Source organism: Streptomyces sp. NPDC008079 (assembly GCF_042957385.1).
In the GTDB taxonomy this organism is placed as follows: domain Bacteria; phylum Actinomycetota; class Actinomycetes; order Streptomycetales; family Streptomycetaceae; genus Actinacidiphila.
On the sequence record NZ_JBIBIC010000009.1, the window covers coordinates 98,223 to 117,706 of the forward strand.

Annotated in this window: 16 protein-coding genes and 1 riboswitch; of the genes, 7 read left to right on the plus strand and 9 right to left on the minus strand. The window is 71.3% G+C overall.

All coding sequences use genetic code 11. From position 1 onward, the window contains the following. From ACFZAM_RS20280 to ACFZAM_RS20290, 3 genes are all read right to left on the minus strand, one after another. Positions 1–1,293: an ABC transporter substrate-binding protein gene (locus tag ACFZAM_RS20280; RefSeq protein ID WP_355334962.1), complete on the minus strand. Its 1,293-nt coding sequence runs from the start codon at positions 1,291–1,293 to the stop codon at positions 1–3. 173 nt (positions 1,294–1,466) lie between these two features. Continuing rightward, complete coding sequence (locus tag ACFZAM_RS20285; RefSeq protein WP_391047804.1) at positions 1,467–3,611, minus strand: glycoside hydrolase family 27 protein; 2,145 nt, start codon at positions 3,609–3,611, stop codon at positions 1,467–1,469. Positions 3,612–3,732: 121 nt separating this feature from the next. Beyond that, positions 3,733–4,635: a helix-turn-helix domain-containing protein gene (locus ACFZAM_RS20290; RefSeq protein ID WP_391047806.1), complete on the minus strand. Its 903-nt coding sequence runs from the start codon at positions 4,633–4,635 to the stop codon at positions 3,733–3,735. Positions 4,636–4,840: 205 nt separating this feature from the next. Between ACFZAM_RS20290 and ACFZAM_RS20295 the strand changes: the two genes are divergently transcribed. Beyond that, positions 4,841–5,617, plus strand: a complete 777-nt coding sequence (locus ACFZAM_RS20295) for an SDR family NAD(P)-dependent oxidoreductase (protein WP_391047809.1) — start codon at positions 4,841–4,843, stop codon at positions 5,615–5,617. Between the two features lie 17 nt (positions 5,618–5,634). Here the strand turns inward: ACFZAM_RS20295 and ACFZAM_RS20300 are convergent, their stop codons facing one another. Further along, positions 5,635–5,955: a multidrug efflux SMR transporter gene (locus ACFZAM_RS20300; RefSeq protein ID WP_188280976.1), complete on the minus strand. Its 321-nt coding sequence runs from the start codon at positions 5,953–5,955 to the stop codon at positions 5,635–5,637. A gap of 32 nt (positions 5,956–5,987) precedes the next feature. Continuing rightward, positions 5,988–6,058: riboswitch (guanidine-III (ykkC-III) riboswitch) on the minus strand. Positions 6,059–6,252: 194 nt separating this feature from the next. Here ACFZAM_RS20300 and ACFZAM_RS20305 point away from each other — a divergent pair. Continuing rightward, positions 6,253–6,939, plus strand: a complete 687-nt coding sequence (locus ACFZAM_RS20305; protein WP_391047812.1) for a TetR/AcrR family transcriptional regulator C-terminal domain-containing protein — start codon at positions 6,253–6,255, stop codon at positions 6,937–6,939. 35 nt (positions 6,940–6,974) lie between these two features. On the opposite strand, the gene ACFZAM_RS20310 is transcribed toward ACFZAM_RS20305, so the two are convergent. Next, positions 6,975–7,712, minus strand: coding sequence for an SDR family NAD(P)-dependent oxidoreductase (locus ACFZAM_RS20310; protein ID WP_391047814.1), 738 nt, complete (start codon positions 7,710–7,712; stop codon positions 6,975–6,977). Between the two features lie 91 nt (positions 7,713–7,803). On the opposite strand from ACFZAM_RS20310, the gene ACFZAM_RS20315 reads away from it, so the two are divergent. Then, positions 7,804–8,667, plus strand: coding sequence for a LysR family transcriptional regulator (locus tag ACFZAM_RS20315; protein WP_391047816.1), 864 nt, complete (start codon positions 7,804–7,806; stop codon positions 8,665–8,667). A gap of 42 nt (positions 8,668–8,709) precedes the next feature. Here ACFZAM_RS20315 and ACFZAM_RS20320 read toward each other — a convergent pair whose 3' ends face one another. Beyond that, positions 8,710–9,381 (minus strand): GDSL-type esterase/lipase family protein, encoded by a 672-nt coding sequence (locus ACFZAM_RS20320; protein WP_391047819.1) that lies wholly within the window; start codon positions 9,379–9,381, stop codon positions 8,710–8,712. A gap of 231 nt (positions 9,382–9,612) precedes the next feature. Between ACFZAM_RS20320 and ACFZAM_RS20325 the strand changes: the two genes are divergently transcribed. After that, a complete protein-coding gene (locus tag ACFZAM_RS20325; RefSeq protein WP_391047822.1) occupies positions 9,613–10,020 on the plus strand; it encodes a PH domain-containing protein in 408 nt (135 codons plus the stop codon). Between the two features lie 86 nt (positions 10,021–10,106). Here ACFZAM_RS20325 and ACFZAM_RS20330 read toward each other — a convergent pair whose 3' ends face one another. From ACFZAM_RS20330 to ACFZAM_RS20340, 3 genes are read right to left on the minus strand one after another with little or no spacing between them, the layout of a single operon-like run. Continuing rightward, positions 10,107–12,863: an alkaline phosphatase family protein gene (locus tag ACFZAM_RS20330; protein WP_391047825.1), complete on the minus strand. Its 2,757-nt coding sequence runs from the start codon at positions 12,861–12,863 to the stop codon at positions 10,107–10,109. A gap of 4 nt (positions 12,864–12,867) precedes the next feature. Next, positions 12,868–14,265, minus strand: a complete 1,398-nt coding sequence (locus ACFZAM_RS20335; RefSeq protein ID WP_391047827.1) for an ABC transporter permease — start codon at positions 14,263–14,265, stop codon at positions 12,868–12,870. Next, positions 14,262–15,200: an ABC transporter ATP-binding protein gene (locus ACFZAM_RS20340; protein ID WP_355334994.1), complete on the minus strand. Its 939-nt coding sequence runs from the start codon at positions 15,198–15,200 to the stop codon at positions 14,262–14,264. Before ACFZAM_RS20340 ends, ACFZAM_RS20335 begins: the two co-directional genes overlap by 4 nt. A 505-nt stretch (positions 15,201–15,705) precedes the next feature. Here ACFZAM_RS20340 and ACFZAM_RS20345 point away from each other — a divergent pair. From ACFZAM_RS20345 to ACFZAM_RS20355, 3 genes are all read left to right on the plus strand, one after another. After that, the gene (locus tag ACFZAM_RS20345) at positions 15,706–17,268 is read left to right on the plus strand and encodes an alkaline phosphatase family protein (protein ID WP_391047829.1); all 1,563 of its coding nucleotides are present in this window, start codon (positions 15,706–15,708) and stop codon (positions 17,266–17,268) included. 377 nt (positions 17,269–17,645) lie between these two features. After that, positions 17,646–18,362, plus strand: coding sequence for an FCD domain-containing protein (locus tag ACFZAM_RS20350; protein WP_391047831.1), 717 nt, complete (start codon positions 17,646–17,648; stop codon positions 18,360–18,362). Between the two features lie 338 nt (positions 18,363–18,700). Further along, positions 18,701–19,309, plus strand: coding sequence for a Fe-Mn family superoxide dismutase (locus ACFZAM_RS20355; RefSeq protein WP_391047834.1), 609 nt, complete (start codon positions 18,701–18,703; stop codon positions 19,307–19,309). Positions 19,310–19,484 lie beyond the last annotated feature (175 nt).

The following is a 19,484-nucleotide window of genomic DNA, read 5'->3' on the forward strand; positions in this document are numbered from 1 at the left end:
TCACTGGCTCCAGATCTTCTGCGCGTCCCGCTGCCAGGTGGTGAGGATCGAGTCGATCTCCTTGGGCTTGGCCAGGAACTTCGTCAGCGCGGTGTCGGCGGTCGGCTGGAGGGCGTCGCTGGAGTCGCGGTTGAAGAACTGCGTGACCTCGGCGGCGCTCTCGATCAGCGCGCGGCCCTTCTTCACCAGCGGGGTGCCGCTGTCCTTGGCCTTGGGGTTGGTCGGCAGCGCGGTGCCGGAGGAGCCCTTGATGTAGGTCTCCTGCGCCGGGGCGGTGGCCAGGTACCGCATGAAGTCCTTGACCTCGTCCCGGTGGCCGGTGCGGGCGCTGGCGAAGTAGCCGTCGGTGGGGCCCTCCTCGGCCATCGGGATCTTGGCGTCGATCACCGGGAAGCGGAAGAAGTCGATGTCGTCCAGTTCGCCCTTCGGGGCGGAGTCGGCGAAGAAGGTGCCGATCAGCATCATCCCGGTGCGGCCCTGGAGCAGCGCCGTGGTGGCGTCCTGGAAGGCGAGCGCGGTGCCGTTGGGGTCGAAGTACGGCAGCGCCTCGGCCCACTTGTCGAAGACCTTGCGGACCTCGGGGTCGTCGAAGCGGTGCTTCCCCGCGAGCAGGTCGCGGTGGTACTGGGCGCCGTTGATACGGATGTTGAGGTAGTCGAACCAGGACGACGCGACCCACGCGGTGCCGCCGCCCGCGCCGAGGCCGATCGGCGCGACGCCCTTGGACTTGAGCGTCTCGCACAGGGCCATGAACTCGTCCCAGGTCTTGGGCTCCTGGACGCCCCACTTCGCGAAGTTCGACTTCCGGTAGAACACGCCCCACCAGTAGTACGTGGCGGGCACGAACACCTTCTGGCCCGACGAGGAGGTGCACAGCGTCTGGAGCGCCTTGGAGTAGCCGGACAGCTCCGGCTCGGCCCAGATGTCGCCGACGTCGAGCAGCAGATTCCTCTTGGCGTACGAGTCCGCGACCGAGCCGGGGTACCAGGTGAGCAGGTCCGGCGGGTTGCCGGAGGTGAGGTACGTCGGGAGCTGGGTGCGGAAGGTCTCAGAGGCGACCGTGTTCAGCTTGGCCTTGCCGTCGCCCTGCTTGTTGTACGCGGCCACGAGGTCCTGCATCGCGGCCTTCGCCTGCGGGGACGACAGGTTGGACTGAAGGGTGACCGGGCCCTTGCCCGACTGGGTCTTGGCACCGGACGAGCCGGAGGTGACGCAGCTACTCATCATCGCCGCGGCGCCGACGGCGCCCGCACCGGCGAGGAACCGGCGGCGGCTGGGTTGCGAGGTGTTCATGGGACTCCCTTACGCCCACGGAACGGGGCCCGGCCCCCTGACGACCGGGCCCTCGTTCGGCTGGTACAGACTGTCGTGACGGCGGAGCGCCGTCAAGATTAATTCCTAATTTATTTACTTAGGCACGTCCGTGGCCCGTGCGCGATCCCGCACCGGACGCCGTACCCGACCTGTCAGAGCGTGCTCTGGCGGACGGCTCCGCCCACCCCGCGGAAGACCACCAGCACGCTCCCGTCCGCCGCGGCCGTGGCCCCGGCCGACCCGTCGAGCGCCCCGCTCACGAACGCCGTGCGCGGGTACCACCCCGACCAGGTGTCGCTCGCGGCGTCGTACCCCCGCTGCCAGAGCGTGTAGTCCGAGGCCCGCGCGAGCAGTTGGACGGTGCCGCCCGCCGTGACCAGCGTGGGCGCGGCACTGATGGTGCCGCCCAGCGACGACCAGCCCGACCAGGCGCCCGAGGTGTCGCGCACCCGCGTCCACACCGCGTCGTCCGCGGCCCGCACCGCCACATGGATCCGGCCCGCGGCGTCGGCGACGGCCGACGGCCGTCCATACAGCGCCAGTCCGTCCGGCGCGCCGATCGAGGTCCAGCCGGTGCGCGGGCCGCGGCTGCGGACCGTGCCGTCGCTCCCGGTGGCGAACAGCGTCCACCGGTCGGGGCCGTCGAAGGCGACGGTCGGCGCGTCCGCGAGCCGCCCGCCCAGGCTCTGCCAGCCGCCCCAGCGGCCGTGTTCGTAGGTCCGCCGGTACGCGGCGCCGTCCGTGCCGCGCACGAACACGTCGATCCGGCCGCCCGCGCTGCCGTACGCGGCGGGATCGCCGAGGAACCGGCCGCGGGTGGGGCCGCCGAGGTCGGTGGTGCGCGCCGGCCAGTGACCGTCCCGGCCGGTGCGCGCCCGCAGTTCGCCGCCGTCGCCACGGGTGAACGCGGTCAGCGTGGCGCCGTCGCGCACCAGCGCGGGGCTCGCCGTGGACCGGCCGCCGAGCGTGACGCCGGGCGCGTCGTCGCGCCCGGTGAGCTTCAGGAAGGCGGTGCCGTGGGCCGGGACGGTGACGGTGTACGAGCCGGTGCGCGTGCCCCGGTCGGCGCGCGCCCGCAGGTCGCGTACGGCCACGTTGCCGGTCAGCCCGGCGGCGGCGAAGTCGACCGTGCGCGCGGCGGGCCGGTCCGAGCGGTTGAGCAGGACGACCGCGCGGCGGCCCGCGCCCTGGAGGACCTTGCTGTAGACGTCGCCGGTCGCGTCCGTGGCCACCCGTACGCCCTGGATCGCCAGCGGGTCCTGGTCGACGGCGAGGATCTCCGGATTGCGCAGCGTGTCGAGCATCGCCTTGGGCAGGGTGCGCGGGTCGGAGCCGATGACCAGCGGGGAGGCCATCTCCGCCCACATCACGAGCTGCGTGGTGGACTCCTCCTGCGTCAGCTCGTACGAGCCGTCGGGCATCTTCCGCATCGGGATCAGATAATCGGGGTCGTTGTAGTGGCCGGGGCCCTGCGCCTCGGGGTGCCAGGCGTTGGCATCCATGTTGCGCAGCACATTGGGCCACTCGTCCGCGGTCGGCGTGCCGTAGGCGATGTCGGTGCCACTGCGCCAGGAGTCGGCGGCGGTCGGCCCGTACACGTACGCGTTGTGCGCGTCCTGCGCCGGGGTGTGCGGCAGACCCCAGTCGTCGGTGAGCGGGTTGCACAGGTTGAGGATCATCGGGCGGCCGGACTTCGCGACGGCGTCGCTGAACTCCTTGAAGGCCGGGCCGGGATCGAGCTTTTCCGCGATGCCGCACAGGAAGTCGACCTTGACCGCGTCGATCTTCCAGGCGGCGAACTGGTCGGCGTCCTGCCGGTAGTGGCCGCGGCTGCCGAGCCCGCAGTTCGCCGGGTCGTAGTCGCCCGCGTCGGTGTAGATGCCGGCCTTGAGTCCGCGCTGGTGCAGATAGGTGACCAACGCCGGTATGCCGGAGGGGAATCGGTCGCGGTTGGCGGTCAGGCGTCCGGCGCTGTCGCGGGGCGTGTCGGCCTGCCAGCCGCCGTCGAGCCACACGATGTCGTAGCCGCTGTCGCGCAGACCGCTGCTGACGAGGTGGTCGGCGACGCTTCTGACCTGGGCCTCGGTGGGGGCGCCGAGGCCGTAGTAGGTGTTCCAGCCCATGTACGGCGTCGGCGCGAGGCCGCTGTCGTAGAAGGCGGGGGCGCCGTCGGCGGCGGTGCGCGCCGGGGCGTCGGCATGCGCCGCCCCCGGCACCGCGACCGCGAGCAGTACGCCCGCTCCCGCCGTCGCCACGGCGCGCCGGGCACGCGCCGTCCCTGAACGATGCGAAGTCATGAAGGGTCTCCCGAGAGTTGGGGATACGCGGACGGCCGCCTCCCGGAACACCAGGGACCGCCGCCACGACGAAGACTGTGGCGGCGGTCCCGAACCCTGTCAACGATAATTCCTAATTAACTTAAATTTGCAGCTCCGGGTCGCTGTCCTGACCGCTTCCCCGGCCGCCGTCGCGCCCTTCCGGAGCGGGCGCCGTCCAGTTGCCGAGGAGCTGGAGCGCCTGGGCGCTCGGCGAGCCCGGCTCGACGGTGTAGACGCACAGCGTCTGGTCCTGATCGCCGGGCGGTTGCAGCGACTCGTAGGAGAACTCCAGGTCCCCCGCGACGGGATGGCGGTAGCGCTTGATCCCATGGGTGCGGCGCAGCACCCGGTGGTCGTTCCACCACGTGGTGAACTCCGGTGAGCGCAGGGTGAGTTCACCGACCAGGTCGGCGAGCTGACGGTCGTTCGGGTAGCGGCCGGCCTCCAGCCGGAGCATGGCGACGGTCTCGGCGGCGAGCTGCTCCCAGTCGACGACGCGCTCGCGCGCCTCGGGGTCCAGCAGGTAGTAGCGGGCCATGTTCCGGCGGGTCGCGGGCAGCGCGTCGAAGTCGACGAGCAGCGCGCGGGCCAGCCGGTTGGACGCCAGCACGTCGGTGCGGCGGCCGAGGACGAAGGCGGGCACGTGCTCCAGCGTCTGGAGCAGCAGATGGAGTCCCGGCCGAACCCGCTGCGGTCCGCTCGGCGCGTGCCGGGACCCTGCGGGCCTGCGGGTCAGCAGGTCGGTCAGGTGCTCGCGCTCGGCGGTGTCGAGCCGCAGCGCGCGGGCGAGCGCGTCGAGCACCTCGGGGGACGGGTTCCCGCCGCGCCCCTGTTCGAGCCGGGTGTAGTACTCGGTGCTCACCCCGGCCAGCCGGGCCACCTCGTCGCGGCGCAGCCCCGGCACCCGGCGGACCCGGCCGTCGGCGGGCAGTCCCGCCTCGTCGGGGGTGATACGGGCCCGGCGCGAGCGCAGGAAGTCGGCGGTGTCGGTGCTGCGGTCCATACCCCCAGTGTGGCGGGCGGCGCGCGGGCCGCGCGCGTCGTGACTGGCCCTGTCAGTACCTGCCTCGCCGGTGCGGGTCAGGCCGTTACCTGCCTGCTCAGGGCACTTTTCGGCGCTCCGCGGCGGCTGCCCGGGTGGTGTGCTGGACGGCAGGCGGACCGAGGGTCCGCCGCCGGATCACACCGAACACGAAGGGTGGACAGCCATGTCCGCGCACGACATCAGCAAGCCCCTCACCGGCCGGGTGGCGGTCGTCACCGGCGCCTCCAGCGGTCTCGGCGAGGCGTCCGCGGAGCACCTGGCGGAACTCGGCGCGAAGGTCGCGGTGCTGGCCCGCCGCACCGACCGGCTGGACGACCTGGTCGCCCGGATCGCCAAGAACGGCGGCGCCGCGCTGGCCCTGCCGGTCGACGTCACCGACCCGGAAGCCCTGCTGGCCGCCGCCGACCGGGTCGCGGCCGAACTGGGCGGCGCCGACCTGCTGTTCAACAACGCGGGCGTGATGCTGCCCTCGCCGATCGAGGAGCTGCGCACCGACCTGTGGCAGCGGCAGATCGACCTCAACGTCAAGGGCCTGATGAACGCGATCGGCGCCTTCACCCCGCAGTTGATCGCCGCCGCGGCCGAGCGCGGCGTCGCCGACCTGATCAACACCTCGTCCATCGGCGCGCGGAACATCTTCCCGACCTTCGCCGTCTACTGCGGGACGAAGGCGTTCGTGACGCATCTGTCCACGAATCTGCGAGTCGAACTCGGCCCGAAGAACGTGCGCGTCACCTCCCTGGAGCCGGGCATCGTCGGCACCGAACTCCAGACCCACGTCACGGACGCGGGCGCGCTGGAGTGGCTGGACGGCGCCCGGCGGTCGATGGAGTTCCTGGAGGCCGGGGACATCGCCAGGACCGTCGGTTTCATCGCGACGCTGCCGCCGCGGGTCAACATCCAGCAGGTCACCGTCATGCCGACGGGCCAGCCGAGCTGACCCGTCGGCAGCGCCGGTCAGTGGCCGGAGGTCGCCTTCAGACCGACCACGGCGACCAGCAGCAGCGAGACGAAGAAGATCCGGGCGGCGGTCGTGGGCTCGCCGAGCACCGCCATGCCGACCACGGCCGCACCGGCCGCGCCGATGCCGACCCAGACGCCGTACGCCGTACCGATCGGCAGCGTCTTCGCCGCCTGGGAGAGCATCAGCATGCTCGCCACGATGCCCGCGCCGGTCAGCAGACTCGGGACGGGACGGGTGAAGCCGTCGGTGTACTTCATTCCGATCGACCAGGCCACTTCGAGCAGACCTGCGACAACAACAAGGACCCATGCCATGAGGGCACCTCCGTGGGTTTCGTGCTTACGGGGGTGCGCCGTCTTTGCAGGGTCCCGGTACGACGCGCTCGTCGGGTACTCATCCGACCATAGCAAATTCCGGCAATACGGCCACCGGCCGAGGTGCGGACCGGCCGCCGTTTCCGAGACAGTCCCGGAGTCGCACCCCGTATGCGTACGGCGTATACCTTGATCCTCGGCGGCACCGTTCGCGGCTGTATACGCAGTACGCTGCGTAGTGGCGGCGGCGAGGAATCCGGTGTCGCTCAGGCTGTCGACCAGGAGGTGGCGGGACCCGTGGCGGCTCACAAACGCTTGAACAGGGACGAGCTGATTTCCACCGCGCTCGCCGTGGCCGACAGCGAAGGTCTCGAAGCCGTCACCATCCGGCGGGTCGCCCAGCAGCACGACGTGACGCCGATGGCGCTGTACCGGCACTTCCCGGACAAGGACGGGCTGTTCGACGCGGTCACCGAGCGGCTGCTGACCGACGTCCGGGTCCCGGAGCCGGACGAGCGGCCGTGGCACGAGCAGATGAACGACCTGCTGAGCGGTTTCCTCGCGGCGCTGCGCCCGCACCCCAACGCCGCCGGTCTGGTGATCACCCGGATCTTCGCCTCGGAGCCCGGTCTCGTCGTCACCGAACGCACCCTCGCGCTGCTCTCCGCGGCCGGTCTGCCGGTCGAGCAGGGCGCGCAGACCGCCGGTCAGGCGCTGTGCTCGCTGGTGACCCTGGTCATCACCGAACCCGGCCGCAGCAATCCGGCCCTGGACCCCGAGTCCCGCGAGGAGGCCGTCAGCGCGAAGAAGGCGAGCCTGCTCGACCTGTCCCCCGACCGGTACCCGCACGTCGTGGCCGCCGCCGACGCGCTCTTGTCGTGCGCGAGCAACGACGCGTACTACCGGCGCGGTGTCGACATGATCGTCGCGGGCATGCGCGGCACGGCGCAGGACGCCCTCGCGGCCGAGGCCGCCACCGGCTGACCCGGCGCGCCCTCGGGACTCGGTGCTGGAAGCCGTTACCAGGGGACGACGCCGGCGTCCTCGAAGAACCCGCCGGTCGGGCCGTCGTCGGGCAGGGTGGCGAGGCGGATGGGGGTGGCCGCGCCCTGCTGGGGGGTGCGGGGGCCGAGGAAGCCGGTGAAGTCGGTCGCGACCAGGCCGGGGCAGGCGGCGTTGATCAGGATGTTCGTACCGGCGAACTGCCGGGCGTAGTGCACGGTGACGGCGTTGAGGAATGTCTTCGTCGGCGAGTAGGCCGCCATGACCGGGCCGATCTCGACGTCCGGGTCCGCCTGCCGGGTCAGGGAGGCGACGCTGCTGGAGACGTTGACGACGCGCGGCGACGCGGAGCGCCGCAGAAGGGGCAGCATCGCGTTGGTCACGCGGATGACGCCGAGGACGTTGGTCTCCACGACCGTGCGGACCAGGTCGAGGTCGAGCGTCGTCGGGTCCTGCGTCCACCCCGGCCCCGTCGGTCCTGAGATACCGGCGTTGTTGACCAGAGCGTCCAGGCGGCCCTCCCGCCGCTCGACGAGTTCCGCGGCGTCGGTGACGCTGCGGTCACCGGTCACGTCCAGCGGCACCCCGAAGGCGTCCACCCCGGCGGCGCGCAGCTTGTCGACGGCGGCTTCGAGGCGGCCCCCGTCACGCGCTCCCACGCCCACCCGGTAGCCGAGGGCGCCGAGGCCGCTCGCGATCTCGTAGCCGATTCCCTTGTTCGCGCCGGTCACCAGCGCGATCTTCGTTTCGCTCATGCCGTCGATGCTCGCCCGCCGCCGGGCCGCGCATCCAACACCGATACGGCGCTCTGTCATACCCGGCAGGTATCACACGTACGCTGGGGTCATGGACACCTTGGAGATCCGTGAGCTTCGGTACTTCACGGCGGTCGCCGAGGAACTGCACTTCGGCCGCGCCGCCGAGCGCCTCGGCATGGCCCAGCCACCGCTGTCCCGCGCGATCCAGCAGCTCGAACGGCGGCTCGGCGTCACGCTGCTGATCCGCGACCGCCGCGGGGTCGCTCTGACCGGCGCCGGTCAGGTGCTGCTGCACGAGGGCCGCGCGGCCCTGGACGCGACGGCCGCCGCCGCGCGCCGTACCCGCCGGGCCGGTGACGCCGACCGCGCGGGCGGGGCCCGCGACCGTCTGGTCCTGGCGGTGAAGGCCGCCGCGTCCCACGAGTTGCTGCACAAGCTCCTGGACGCCTACGCGGCCGAGCCGGACGCCGCCGAGATCGAGGTGCTGCCGAGCGGCACGTGCGAGCAGGGCGAGATGCTGCGCGACGGCCGCGCCGATGTGGCGCTCATGCACAAGCCGTTCAACTCCCTCGCCGGATTCGACAGCGAGGAACTGATGACCGAGGGCCAGATCGCCATTCTGCCCGCAGGGCACCCCTTGGCCACGCGCAAGGTCCTGTCGCTGGCCGACGTCAGCGACCTCCCCGATCTCCCGCTCGCCCGCTGGGCCCACGACGGCACGTATCCCCCAGGCCCTGGCCCCGAGATCCACGACCAGACGCAACTGGCCCAGCTCATCGCCCTCGGCCGCACCATGGCCGTCTTCCCCGACTCCGCCCGCGCCTGGCTGTGGGCCGAGCACACCGCCGTCCCGCTCAGCGACGCTCCGCCCGTCGTCACCCACATCGCCTGGCCCGCCCACAGCCGCTCCCTCCCCCTCGCCGCCCTGGTCCGCACGGCCACCCGGCTGTGAGCCGGGTGGCCCTGGCGACCGGCAAGCGGCCGGGCGCGGGGGTCAGGCCCGCTCGGGGAGCGCCGCTCCGACCGCGGTGAGCCAGGCGTCGGCGAGCAGGGCGTGACCGTCCGGGGTCAGGTGGATGCCGTCGTCGGTCCACTTGCGGGGACCGGCGTCGGCGGCGGCCCGCGTCATCAGCGCGTCGGCGGGGACGAGGGTGGCGGAGAAGTCGGCGGCCAGTCGCCGTACCACCGCCAGCTTGCCGTCCAGGTCGTCCCGGAACGCCAGTTGGTCCTCGCTGACGGGCATCACGAACGGCTCGATCAGCACCAGCGCGCTGCCCCGGTCGGCGGCCTGGCCGAGCACGGTGCGGTAGTGGTCCTCGTACTCCTCGTCGGAGGTGGGGTCGTCGCTGTCGAAGCGGCGCCACACCTCGTTGATCCCGACCAGGACGGACACCACGTCGGCGCCGACCGCCAGGCAGTCCCGGTCCCAGCGGCCCCGCAGGTCGACCGCGCGGTTGCCGCTGATGCCGCGGTTGACGAAGCGGACCCCGGAGCCGGGGTGCTCGGCCGCGTACCGCTCGGCCACCATCGCCGCGTAGCCGTCGCCGAGGGAGTCGGGCGCGTCCAGGTCACGACCGCAGTCGGTGATGCTGTCGCCGATGAAGAGCACGACGCCGTCGTCCGGAACGAGATTCGGGCGGACCTGCGGGCTCAGAGGGGACGTCATGATCGGGCCTTTCCCGTGCCGACACGCGTTGCGCTGTTCGTACCACTGTTCGGATCGCCCACTGTACGGTCCCCGACCTGCCCGTTCGCGACCGGCCACCCGCCGACCAGCGGCCCGCCCAGCCGGATTCCGTCCGCACCTGCCGGTACCAACGGCGATGGACAGCGGGTTCGACACACAACACGGCGGCACCGGCCGCGCCGCGACGTGGTCGGCGGGGGGCGGAAACGTATGTGGGTGCTGCCGTCCGGCAAGAGCTGGACGGACGCCGCCAGGTACGTGGTGCTCGGTGTGGCCGCGCTCGTGTCGCTGTGGTTCTGGCTGATCCCGCTCATGAAGTGGCGCGGCACCCTCTACATCCTGACCACCAAGCGGGTCCACATGCGGGTCGGCTTCGTGAACAAGACCGGGCGCAGCATCCCGTTGGCCCGGATCAACGACATCTCGTTCGCCGCCTCCCTGTGGGAGCGGATCATCCGGTGCGGGACGCACAAGATCGAGTCGGCCTCCGAGCAGAGCCTGCTGACCCTGAAGCACATTCCCGACCCCGAGGGTCTGAAGAGGACCATCTACGAGGCGATGGACGGCGACCAGGAGCACCGCTACGGCGCCGAGGAGCGGATCTCGCGTTCCCGCTGACGGGAAGACGGCAGGACAACTGGAGAGCCCCTGGGCGGCGGTGACACCGGCCAGGGGCCCTCTCGCGATCGATCCGGCTCGGACCGTCAGCCGTCGTTCTCCGACGACGGGATGTACGCGCCCGGTACGTCGTTCGGCGCGAAGATCCTGGCCTCGCCGGGGTACGGCTTGGTCCAGTTGTGCGTCTGGTACCAGGTGAGGTGGTTCATCTGCGCCGGGTTGGCGTAGTCGGGCACGGCGTTGGGGCCGGTCAGGCGCTGCTGGGACTTCCAGGTGTCCCACTGGTCCGCGAGCCGCTTCTCGGCCGCCGGGACCGCCGCCGCCGGCACCGCCGCCGCGTTGGGGTTCTGCGCCGCCGGGGTGTCGACGCCGCAGGAGGGCGGGGTGGACAGACCGTCGGTGAGCGAGGTGCGATTGGCCAGCGCGTTGAACGGCGCGAGGTCGGGCTTCTTGGTGAAGGCCGCGGTCATCGGGCTGGCCGCCGTGTCCTTCTGGTTCATCGGGTGGACCCCGAGGATCTGCTCGATGGTGCGGATCATCGTGATCTGCGAGTAGTAGTGGTTGTCGACGACGCCGTGCCGGGCGTACGGGCTGATGATCTGGATCGGGGCGCGGTGGCCGTCGATGTGGTCGAGACCGGCCTGGGAGTCGTCCTCGACCACGAAGATGGCGGAGTCCTTCCAGTACCGGCTGTGCGAGATCTCGTCGACCATCTTGCCGACCGCGAGGTCGTTGTCGGCGACCTGCGCGGCCGGGCTCGCGGGACCGCCGGTGTGGTCGCTGGAGAGCCAGAACATGTTCAGATTCGCCGGACCGTTCTTCTCGAAGTCCTGCTTCCAGATCTGGTACCGGTAGACGTCGGGGACGCTGGTGTCGAACTTCGGGAAGCCCGGCACGGACACGGCGTTGAGCGACGGGATCGGCGAGGAGGAGTCCAGCGGGTAGGCGGTGTCCTTCCCGGTGGCGTCCATGGTCTTGGCGTCGCAGTACAGGTTCTGCCAGCTCGCGTCGGCGGGTTTGGTCAGGAACTGCTGGAACTCGCCGAAGTCCCGCACCGACTTCCCCGCCGCCTGCGCGCCGGTCCACAGGAATCCGCTTCGCTGGTGGCCGAGCGCGTCGTCCTCGGTGTCGTAACTGCGCAGGTACTCACCGGCGGAGGACTCGGTGTACTCCGGATTGTCCGCCTGCATCAGCCAGTTGTGGCCCTCGGCGGAGTTGGTGCCGATGTCGTACGTGTTGTCGTACAGCCCGAACTGGCGCGCCAGCGCGTGCTGGTTGGGTGTCACGTTCTCGCCGAACTGGGTCAGCGACGGGTCGCCGTCACCCTGCGGGAGGTCGCCGAGGATCTGGTCGTAGGTCCGGTTCTCCTTGACGATCAGGAAGACGTGCTTGATCGTCGAGGGGTCGCCGAGCCGCGCGGGGACCGGCACCGGCTTCGCGTGGCCCTTGGACGCGGCCTCCTTGAACGAGCCGTTGGTCCAGCCGTTCTGGCGGAAGACCTTGGCCGTCTGGGACGCGATGACACGGTCGTTCGGCAGCGTGAAGTGCTGCACGCTCGACGTGGTGTCGTGGGTGCCGTGCCCGGCGGCGGTGGTGGGCCGACGGGCGTCCACGCCACGGGTGTTGGAGATGACGACCTGCTTGCCGACGGTGGCGATCTCGGCCGGGAAGTAGTCCGTCGGGAGCAGTCCGACGTAACTGACCGGCTCCTGCGGGGTCGTGTAGCGGTAGACGGCGACGGCGTTGGCGCGGCCGAGCGTCACCAGGAGGTGCCCGTCGTCGGTGAGGGTCACGGCGTCGGGTTCGTAGCCCACCGACGCCTCGGGCCACGGCCGGGTGGCGATGGTCTGCACGACCTTGTCGTTGGCCGTCCTGATCACCGACACGTCGTTGGTCGCGGTGTTGGTGACGAACACCGCTCCCTTCTTGGCGTAGACCGCGGTCGGGTGCAGCCCGACGGTGATGCTGGCCGGCGCGGCGTCGGGCTTGGCCAGGTTGATGACACTGACCGTGCCGGTCGTGGTGGCGGCGGTCACCGGGTCGGCGGCCACCTGGGTGTTGTACGAGTTGATGGTGGTCTCGCCGGGACGCGCCGGACGTCCGCCCTCGTTGCTGACGTACAGCTTGTCGCCGACCCGGGCGATGCCGCGCGGGGCGTTGCCGACGGGCCAGCTCCGCTGGACGGATCCGGTCGCGGCGTTGATGGCGACCACGCGGTTCTGGCCGTTGACCACGCTGTACACGGTGGCGCCGTCGGGCGAGAAGACCGCCGCGCTCGCCAGCGCGTGCCGGGGACCGTCGGCGGGGATCTTGACGGCCGTCGGGTGGGCGAGGCTGCCGTCCGCGTTCACGGTGAACTTGGTGTATCCGTCGGTCTGGCCGAGCCACAACTGCGAGCCGTCGGGCGAGTACGCGGGGCTTTCCTGTCCCACGTCATTGCCGCTGATCCGCAGGTCGGCCGCGGCGGAGTTGCCGATGAGCTGCTGCACCTTCCAGCTCTTCAGGTCCACGACGGACAGCGCCATCCCGCCGTCGGTGACCGCGGCCGCCAGGTGGGTTCCGTCCGGGCTGACGGTGGACGACATGATCTTGCCGTTGTTGACGACGAGGCGGTCGCCGTACGGGGCGATGTACTGGTCGCTGGAGATGACCTGGCCCCGGTCGGTGGTCTGCCCGACCTGCTGGGTGCCGAACTGGTGCGTCTGGGCGAACGCGGTGCCGGTGGCGGCGAGGGCGAGGGCGCTGACGCCCGACGTCACCAGGACCGCCCGGCGTCCGACGCGTTTGCCGAAAATGCTGAACTCCGGTTTCTCGGTACGCCTTCGGCGGCGAGCTACCTGCATGGAGTCATCCCTTCGAGGAGTGGAGCAGTTCGACGTTGCCCTCGAACTGCCAGAGCGGGTTCGGCGCGTCCCCGACGGGGGTGCGCACGAGGAAGTAGCCGTTGACTTCCTTCGGCCCGTCGCCGTCGGCCACGAACCGCCCGTCCGCGGTGACGTCGAGTTGGTAGACAGCCGTCCCCGCGGCCGTGACGTCGGGGAGATGCCAGGTGACGACGCAGCGCCAGTCGTTGCCCGGACCCTCGGCGGCGACCTGGCCCCCGCCCCTGTTGCACGCCGCGGTGACGCGCAGGTGCTCCTCCGTCACGTCGGGGCGGTTCAGGTCGCCGGCCTGGACGCGGTAGAGGTGGGCGAACGCGGTGGCCACCGACCGCTGGATCTTGTCCTGGTCGATTCCGGAGCCCGTCGACGGGGTCGCCACGGCGATGACCGCGAAGGTCGCGGCCAACAGGCCGGTCAGCGGCAGGAGTCCGGCGGTGACGGCACGGCGTCCCGAGCCGTCGGAGGTGAGGTCGGTGAAATCGCGGCGCAGGAAGAGCAGACACGCGAGTCCCGTCGCGACCACGGCCCACACCACGCTCACCGCGATGCCGATCAGCAGCGGTTCGAGCTGTCCCGGACTGGTGAACAGACCGTTCCACGAGAGGAAGGCGTAGCCGGGCAGGGCCAGGCGCAGGGCGACGGGCAGCGGCAGCATCTGGGCGAGCTGCATCGCGAGCGCGACGAGCGCGGGCAGGAGCAGACCCATCGGGGACCGTCCCAGCGCGATCGACCCGAGGAGTCCGATCGCGGCCAGGGCGAGGGTCGGCGCGACGACACAGGCCCAGGCGAGGAGGACGTCACGCGCGGCGTCGGAAGGCGCCAGCAGGTGGCCGTCGAGGCCGACCAGCGGGTGGTTGCCGACCGACAGCAGCCCGCCGACCACGCCGGAGGCGGCCAGCCCGGCCACGAGCAGCAGGATGACGGTGAGGCTGGCCAGTGCCTTCGCGGCGAAGATCCGCCCGGGCGACCTGACCGCCACCAGCAGGTGCCGCCAGGTGCCGAGCCGGTCCTCGGAGGCGAAGACGTCCCCGGCGACCAGCGAGGTCAGCAGCGGGAGCGCCCAGGTGCCGGAGAAGCCGAGCACCACCAGCGATCCGGCCCACCCGGTGGCATGCATCCAGCGGCCGAAGAGGGTGTCGGAGGGGAGCGTGCTCTGCTGGCTCACCGCGGCGACGAAGAGCGCGGGCGCGATCCAGCAGGCGAGCACCAGCAGGCGGATGCGCCACTGCGACACCAGCTTGACCAGTTCGAAGCGGTAGGCGCGGGCCACCGAGACGCGGCGGACTCCGGCCCCGTCGTCATGGCCGTCATGGGCGTCATGGCCGTCAGCCGGGCGGTCGGTCGCGGACACGGTCGCGGTCATCGGGCCGCCTCCTGCTCGGTGAGGGCGAGGAACGCGGCTTCGAGGGGCGATTGCACCGGGCCCACCTCTCGTACGGCGACGCCGTCGCGGACGATCCGCGCCACCAGGTCGTCCAGGGCCGGCGTCGGCGCGCGGACGACGAGGACGTCGGCGCCGCGCCATGTCGCGGCCTCGTCCACGACACGCACACCGGCCGTGTCATGGGCCAGCCGGCTGGCGGCCCGCTGGTCCGAGGTCAGCAGCCGGTAGTCGAGTTCGCGGCTCTCGGCGGCCAGCTTGCCCAGCGGGCCGGAGAAGACGGTCCTTCCGGTGGCGAGGATGGTGACGTCGGAGCACAGCGCTTCGAGGTCGTCCATGCGGTGGCTGGAGAGCACGACCGCGGCGCCCTCGGCGGCGAGCCGGGTGAGGACACCGTGGACGTGCTTCTTCCCCGCCGGGTCGAGGCCGTTGGACGGTTCGTCGAGGACGAGCAGCCGGGGTGTGGTGAGCAGGGCCGCGGCGAGTCCGAGGCGCTGCCGCATGCCGAGGGAGAACCCGCGCGCCTTGTCGTCGGCGACGTCGGTGAGGCCGACCTGGTCGAGTACGTCGTCGATCCCCGCCGTCCGCGCGTCGCGTCCGCGCAGGGCGGCCAGCGCGGCCAGATTCTGCCGGGCGGTGAGCGAGGGGTACAGCCCCGGCCCGTCCACGAATCCGGCCACCCCCTCGGGAGCGGCGAGCAGCCGGCCGATCGGCGTGCCCAGGATGTCGAGGTGCCCGGCGTCGGCGACGGCCAGGCCCAGGAGCAGGCCCAACAACGTGGTCTTGCCTGCGCCGTTCGGTCCGACCAGGCCGTGGATCCGCCCCTGCGCGACGTCCAGATCCACGCCGTCGAGGGCGACGACGTCACCGAAGCACTTGGTGATCCCACGAGCCCGGACAGCAAGGAGAGTGTCCATGAGTCCCTTCTTTCACAGCCCTCAGGGACCCTAGGGACAGCACAATGCGCCGTCATGGACTACGAGTTGAACGCTGGAAGAACGACAGGAGACCCGCTTGCGGTGCACGCGTGCCCCGCCCCGAGCCGCCGCACGCCGCCGCGCCGACGACCGCGACGGCGCCTTCCGCGACTACATCGCGGACTCGGCCAACAACGTGATCCGCCGGGTCGACGCGCGGACCGGGACCATCACGACCGTGGCGGGCGACCATACTGCCGACAAGGCGGACGACGGCCTCGGCGCGTTCTCCGGCGACGGCGGCGCGGCGACCTCCGGTCGACCGGTCCTCGGACCTGCTGTACCTCGCCGACACACGCAACAACGCGGTCGCCCAGGTGCTCGGTGTCGCCCGGTCCGGTGACGCGGCGGGGGCGACGGCTCCGCGCGGTCGCGGCGCCGCCCCGCGCGGTCCCGCCCCGCAGAAGTCCTGACCGGGTCCCACGAGACGGAGAGAAGACAGACGATGAGCAACACCGCTTCAGGCCGCTCGGGGATCTCCCGGCGCCGCTTCGTCGCCAGCGCCGCCGCGCTGGCGGGTGCCGCCGGGGTGGCGGGCGTGCTGCCCGAGAACCTCGCGCGGGCCGCGACCGCGGGGCCGGCCAAGGGGGACCTGTCCCAGATCAAGCACGTCGTGTACGTGATGATGGAGAACCGGTCGTTCGACCACTACTTCGGCACCTTTCCCGGTGCCCGCGGCTTCAACGACAAGACGGCGATCAAGCTGCCCAACGGCGACTCGGTCTTCCGGCAGCCCGATCCGGCCAACCCCGACGGGTATCTCGAACCGTTCCACATGTCCACGCTCAGCACCGGCGCCGCCGCGATCCCGTCGCTCTCCCACGACTGGCGCGACCAGCACGCCTCGTGGAACCAGGGCGCGATGGACGGCTGGCTGTCCGCGCACATCGCCTCGGACGGCGAGGTCAACGGCGCGTACACGATGGGCTACTTCACCCGCGAGGACATCCCGTTCCACTGGGCTCTCGCCGAGTCCTTCACGCTGCTGGACAACTACCACTGCTCCGTCCTGGGCCCGACCGACCCGAACCGGCTGGTGTGGATGTCCGGCACCAACGACCCGGAGGGCAAATTCGGCGGCCCCGTGCTGGAGACGGTCACGCCGAACCCGATGACCCACCCGTCGGCGGCGGAGATCCTCTACGACGCGGGGTACAGCGTCAAGACGTACTTCTCCGGCGCGACCAGCGGGTTCAACGTCTTCGCCTGGTTCGCCAGCTTCAAGAACAAGGCGACCCTGCCCGTCGCCCTCCACAACGCCGTCATGACCGGCGGCACGCTCTACGGCGACGGCACACCGGGACGGGTCGGCGATCCCACCCACCCGTCCCCGGCGTCCGACCCGGCGCTCGGTTTCGAGGAGGACTGCGCCAACGGGGTCCTCGCGGACGTGTCCTGGCTCTACATGCCGAGCGAGGCCGACGAGCACCCGCCGAATCTCCCGGCGGCCGGCGCGCAGTACCTGGCGTCCAAGCTGGAGGCGCTGGCCTCCAACGACGAGCTGTGGAACTCGACCGTCTTCGTCCTGAACTACGACGAGAACGACGGCTTCTTCGACCACGTCCCGCCGCCCGTCCCCAACCCCCGTACGTACCCGGAGGAGTTCGTCCACCTGACGTCGCCGAAGGGCACTCCGGGCGGGGGGCTGCCGGTCGGCGCGGGCTTCCGCGTGCCGTGCGTCATCGTCTCCCCCTGGACCGTGGGCGGCCGGATCTTCTCCGAGGTCTCCGACCACACCTCGGCGCTCCGGTTCATCGAGACCATCACCGCGGCGGGCGGCCTGTCCGGCCACGGTCCGGTGACCTTCACCCCGATCAGCAAGTGGCGTCGCCGCACCTTCGGCGACTTCACCGGCGCCCTCCGCCTCCAGGACCGCAAACCCGCTCCGACCAGCCCGGAATTCGCCCCCGCCACGACGGCCGCCCACCTCGCCGCCCAGACCGCGGCCTCCACCCAGCCCATGCCCGCGCGACCGGGCGCCACCCAGTCCTTCCCTCCCCCGCGCTGACCCGCCGGGTGCGGCGGGTCCATCTCGGGCTGTGACCGGGCGGCTCGCCCGCGCAGGCCGTCAGCGCCCAGGGCGGCGGCAGGGCGCCCGCTATCGCCAGGAGGCCGGGGAGGGGGCCGGGCGGCGCGATCGAACACACCGGGAGAACATCCGCGCGCCGGGAGGCGGGAAAGGCTCAATACCGGGGCACACGGAGTCGATAGGGCCCGGAGACCGAACTCACGGGGAAGGACCAGCCGGGCCCCGATCAGGGCCTATTGGTCATACCTTAATCAGCTACTATGGGGTCGTCCGCGTCTAGGGAAGGAACCCTTATGGCCGCTCGCCGTCCGACAGCGAGGACCGAGGACGGTCAGTCCGGCCGGCTCCTCAGCCCCGTGAACGACCGACGGATCTCCGCGCTGATCGTCGACCAGGTGCGCTCGCTCATCCATGAGGGCAAGTTGACGCCGGGCGACCGGCTCCCTCCGGAACGCGAGATGTGCGAGCGGTTCGGGGTCAGCCGGGTGACGGTGCGCGAGGCGCTGCGGGTGCTCGAGGCGGGCGGACTGGTCGAGATCCGGGTGGGCGCGCACGGCGGGGCGTTCGTCACCACGCCGACCAGCGACCGGATCGGGGCGAGCATCACCGATCTGCTCACGCTCTCCTCGGTGTCGGCGGCCGATGTGACTCAGGTCCGGCTGGTCCTGGAGGTCGGCATCATGCCGCTGCTGTGCGCGACCGCGGACGACGAGGACATCGCCGCGCTCCAGGCGATCTGCGACCGGCAGGAGGAGGCGGTCGAGGGCGGCGACTACGACGTGTCGCTGTCCGCCGAATTCCATACGCGGCTGGCGGCGAGCACGCACAACACCGCGTTCGAGATGCTGATCCACTCCTTCCACGGGCCGCAGTTGATATCGCCGGCGACCGCGCAGCGGACAGCGCCCGAGAGGGGCAAGCGCGGCATGGAGGAGCACCGGGCGATCATCGCGGCCATCCGGGCGGACGACGTGGAGACCGGGCAGCGGATCATGCGCGAGCACCTGAGCAGGACCGCGGCGCGGCTCTGCCTGGACGAACCCAAGGCGGCGGGGCGGCGCAAGAAGCAGTAGGCGGCCGGCTTCCGGCACGCGTGGCCGAGCCCCCTTCGACGCGGAGATCCGCGCCGAAGGGGGCTCCGGCGTTCCCGGCCCCCGCCCGCCCAGGTCGGCGGCATCGGAGCACGGGCGGCGGGCACAGCAGTACGTCGGCGGGCGGGACCGGCGGGCCGGCGGGTTGCCGGTTGGAAAGACGATCAGCGTCGAGGAAGCGACTCTCCCGGGATGCTGTCGGGCCGACCCCGCCCGACACCATGCTGCTGCACCAGTGCCGCTATTGCAACTCTCTCGCAATAAGGTCATAGGGTGGGTCGCGGCACGTATTCTCACTCTGTCGAAAGGGGCCGTGCCTGATGGGCACCTACGCGCTTCCTGACATGCCGTACGACTACTCCGCTCTGGAACCGGCCATCACCGGCGAAATCCTGGAGCTGCACCACGCCAAGCACCACGCCGCCTACGTCAAGGGCGCCAACGACACGCTGGAGCAGATCGCCGAGGCCCGCGAGAAGGAACAGCTCGCCCCGGCCCGGCTCGTGGGCCTGGAGAAGACCTTCGCCTTCAACCTCTCCGGCCACGTCCTGCACTCGATCTTCTGGGAGAATCTGTCCCCCGACGGCGGCGACCGCCCCGACGGCGCGCTGGCCACCGCCATCGAGGAGCACCTCGGCGGATTCGAGGCGTTCAAGAAGCATCTCACCGCCGCCACCGCGTCCGTCCAGGGCTCCGGCTGGGGCGTCCTGGCCTGGGAGCCGCTCGGCAAGCGGCTGATCGTGGAACAGGTCTACGACCACCACGGCAACGTCGGCCACGGCGCCACCCCGCTGCTGGTCTTCGACGCCTGGGAGCACGCCTACTACCTCCAGTACAAGAACGTCCGCCCCGACTACGTCACCAAGCTCTGGGACCTCGTCAACTGGACCGACGTCAGCGCCCGTTACGCCAAGGCCACCGGCGCCTGACCCTCGTAGCACGCCGCACACCGGACGCCGTACGCCGCAGGGGCACCGCCGACCACGGCGGTGCCCCCGGCCGCTTCCCTGTCACTCCCCCACCGTTCCCGCGCGGACAGGAACTGCCGCGCGCGGCCCCGTCGTCTCCCCTGACGCGTAGCGACGGACGCGGCCGAGGGACGGC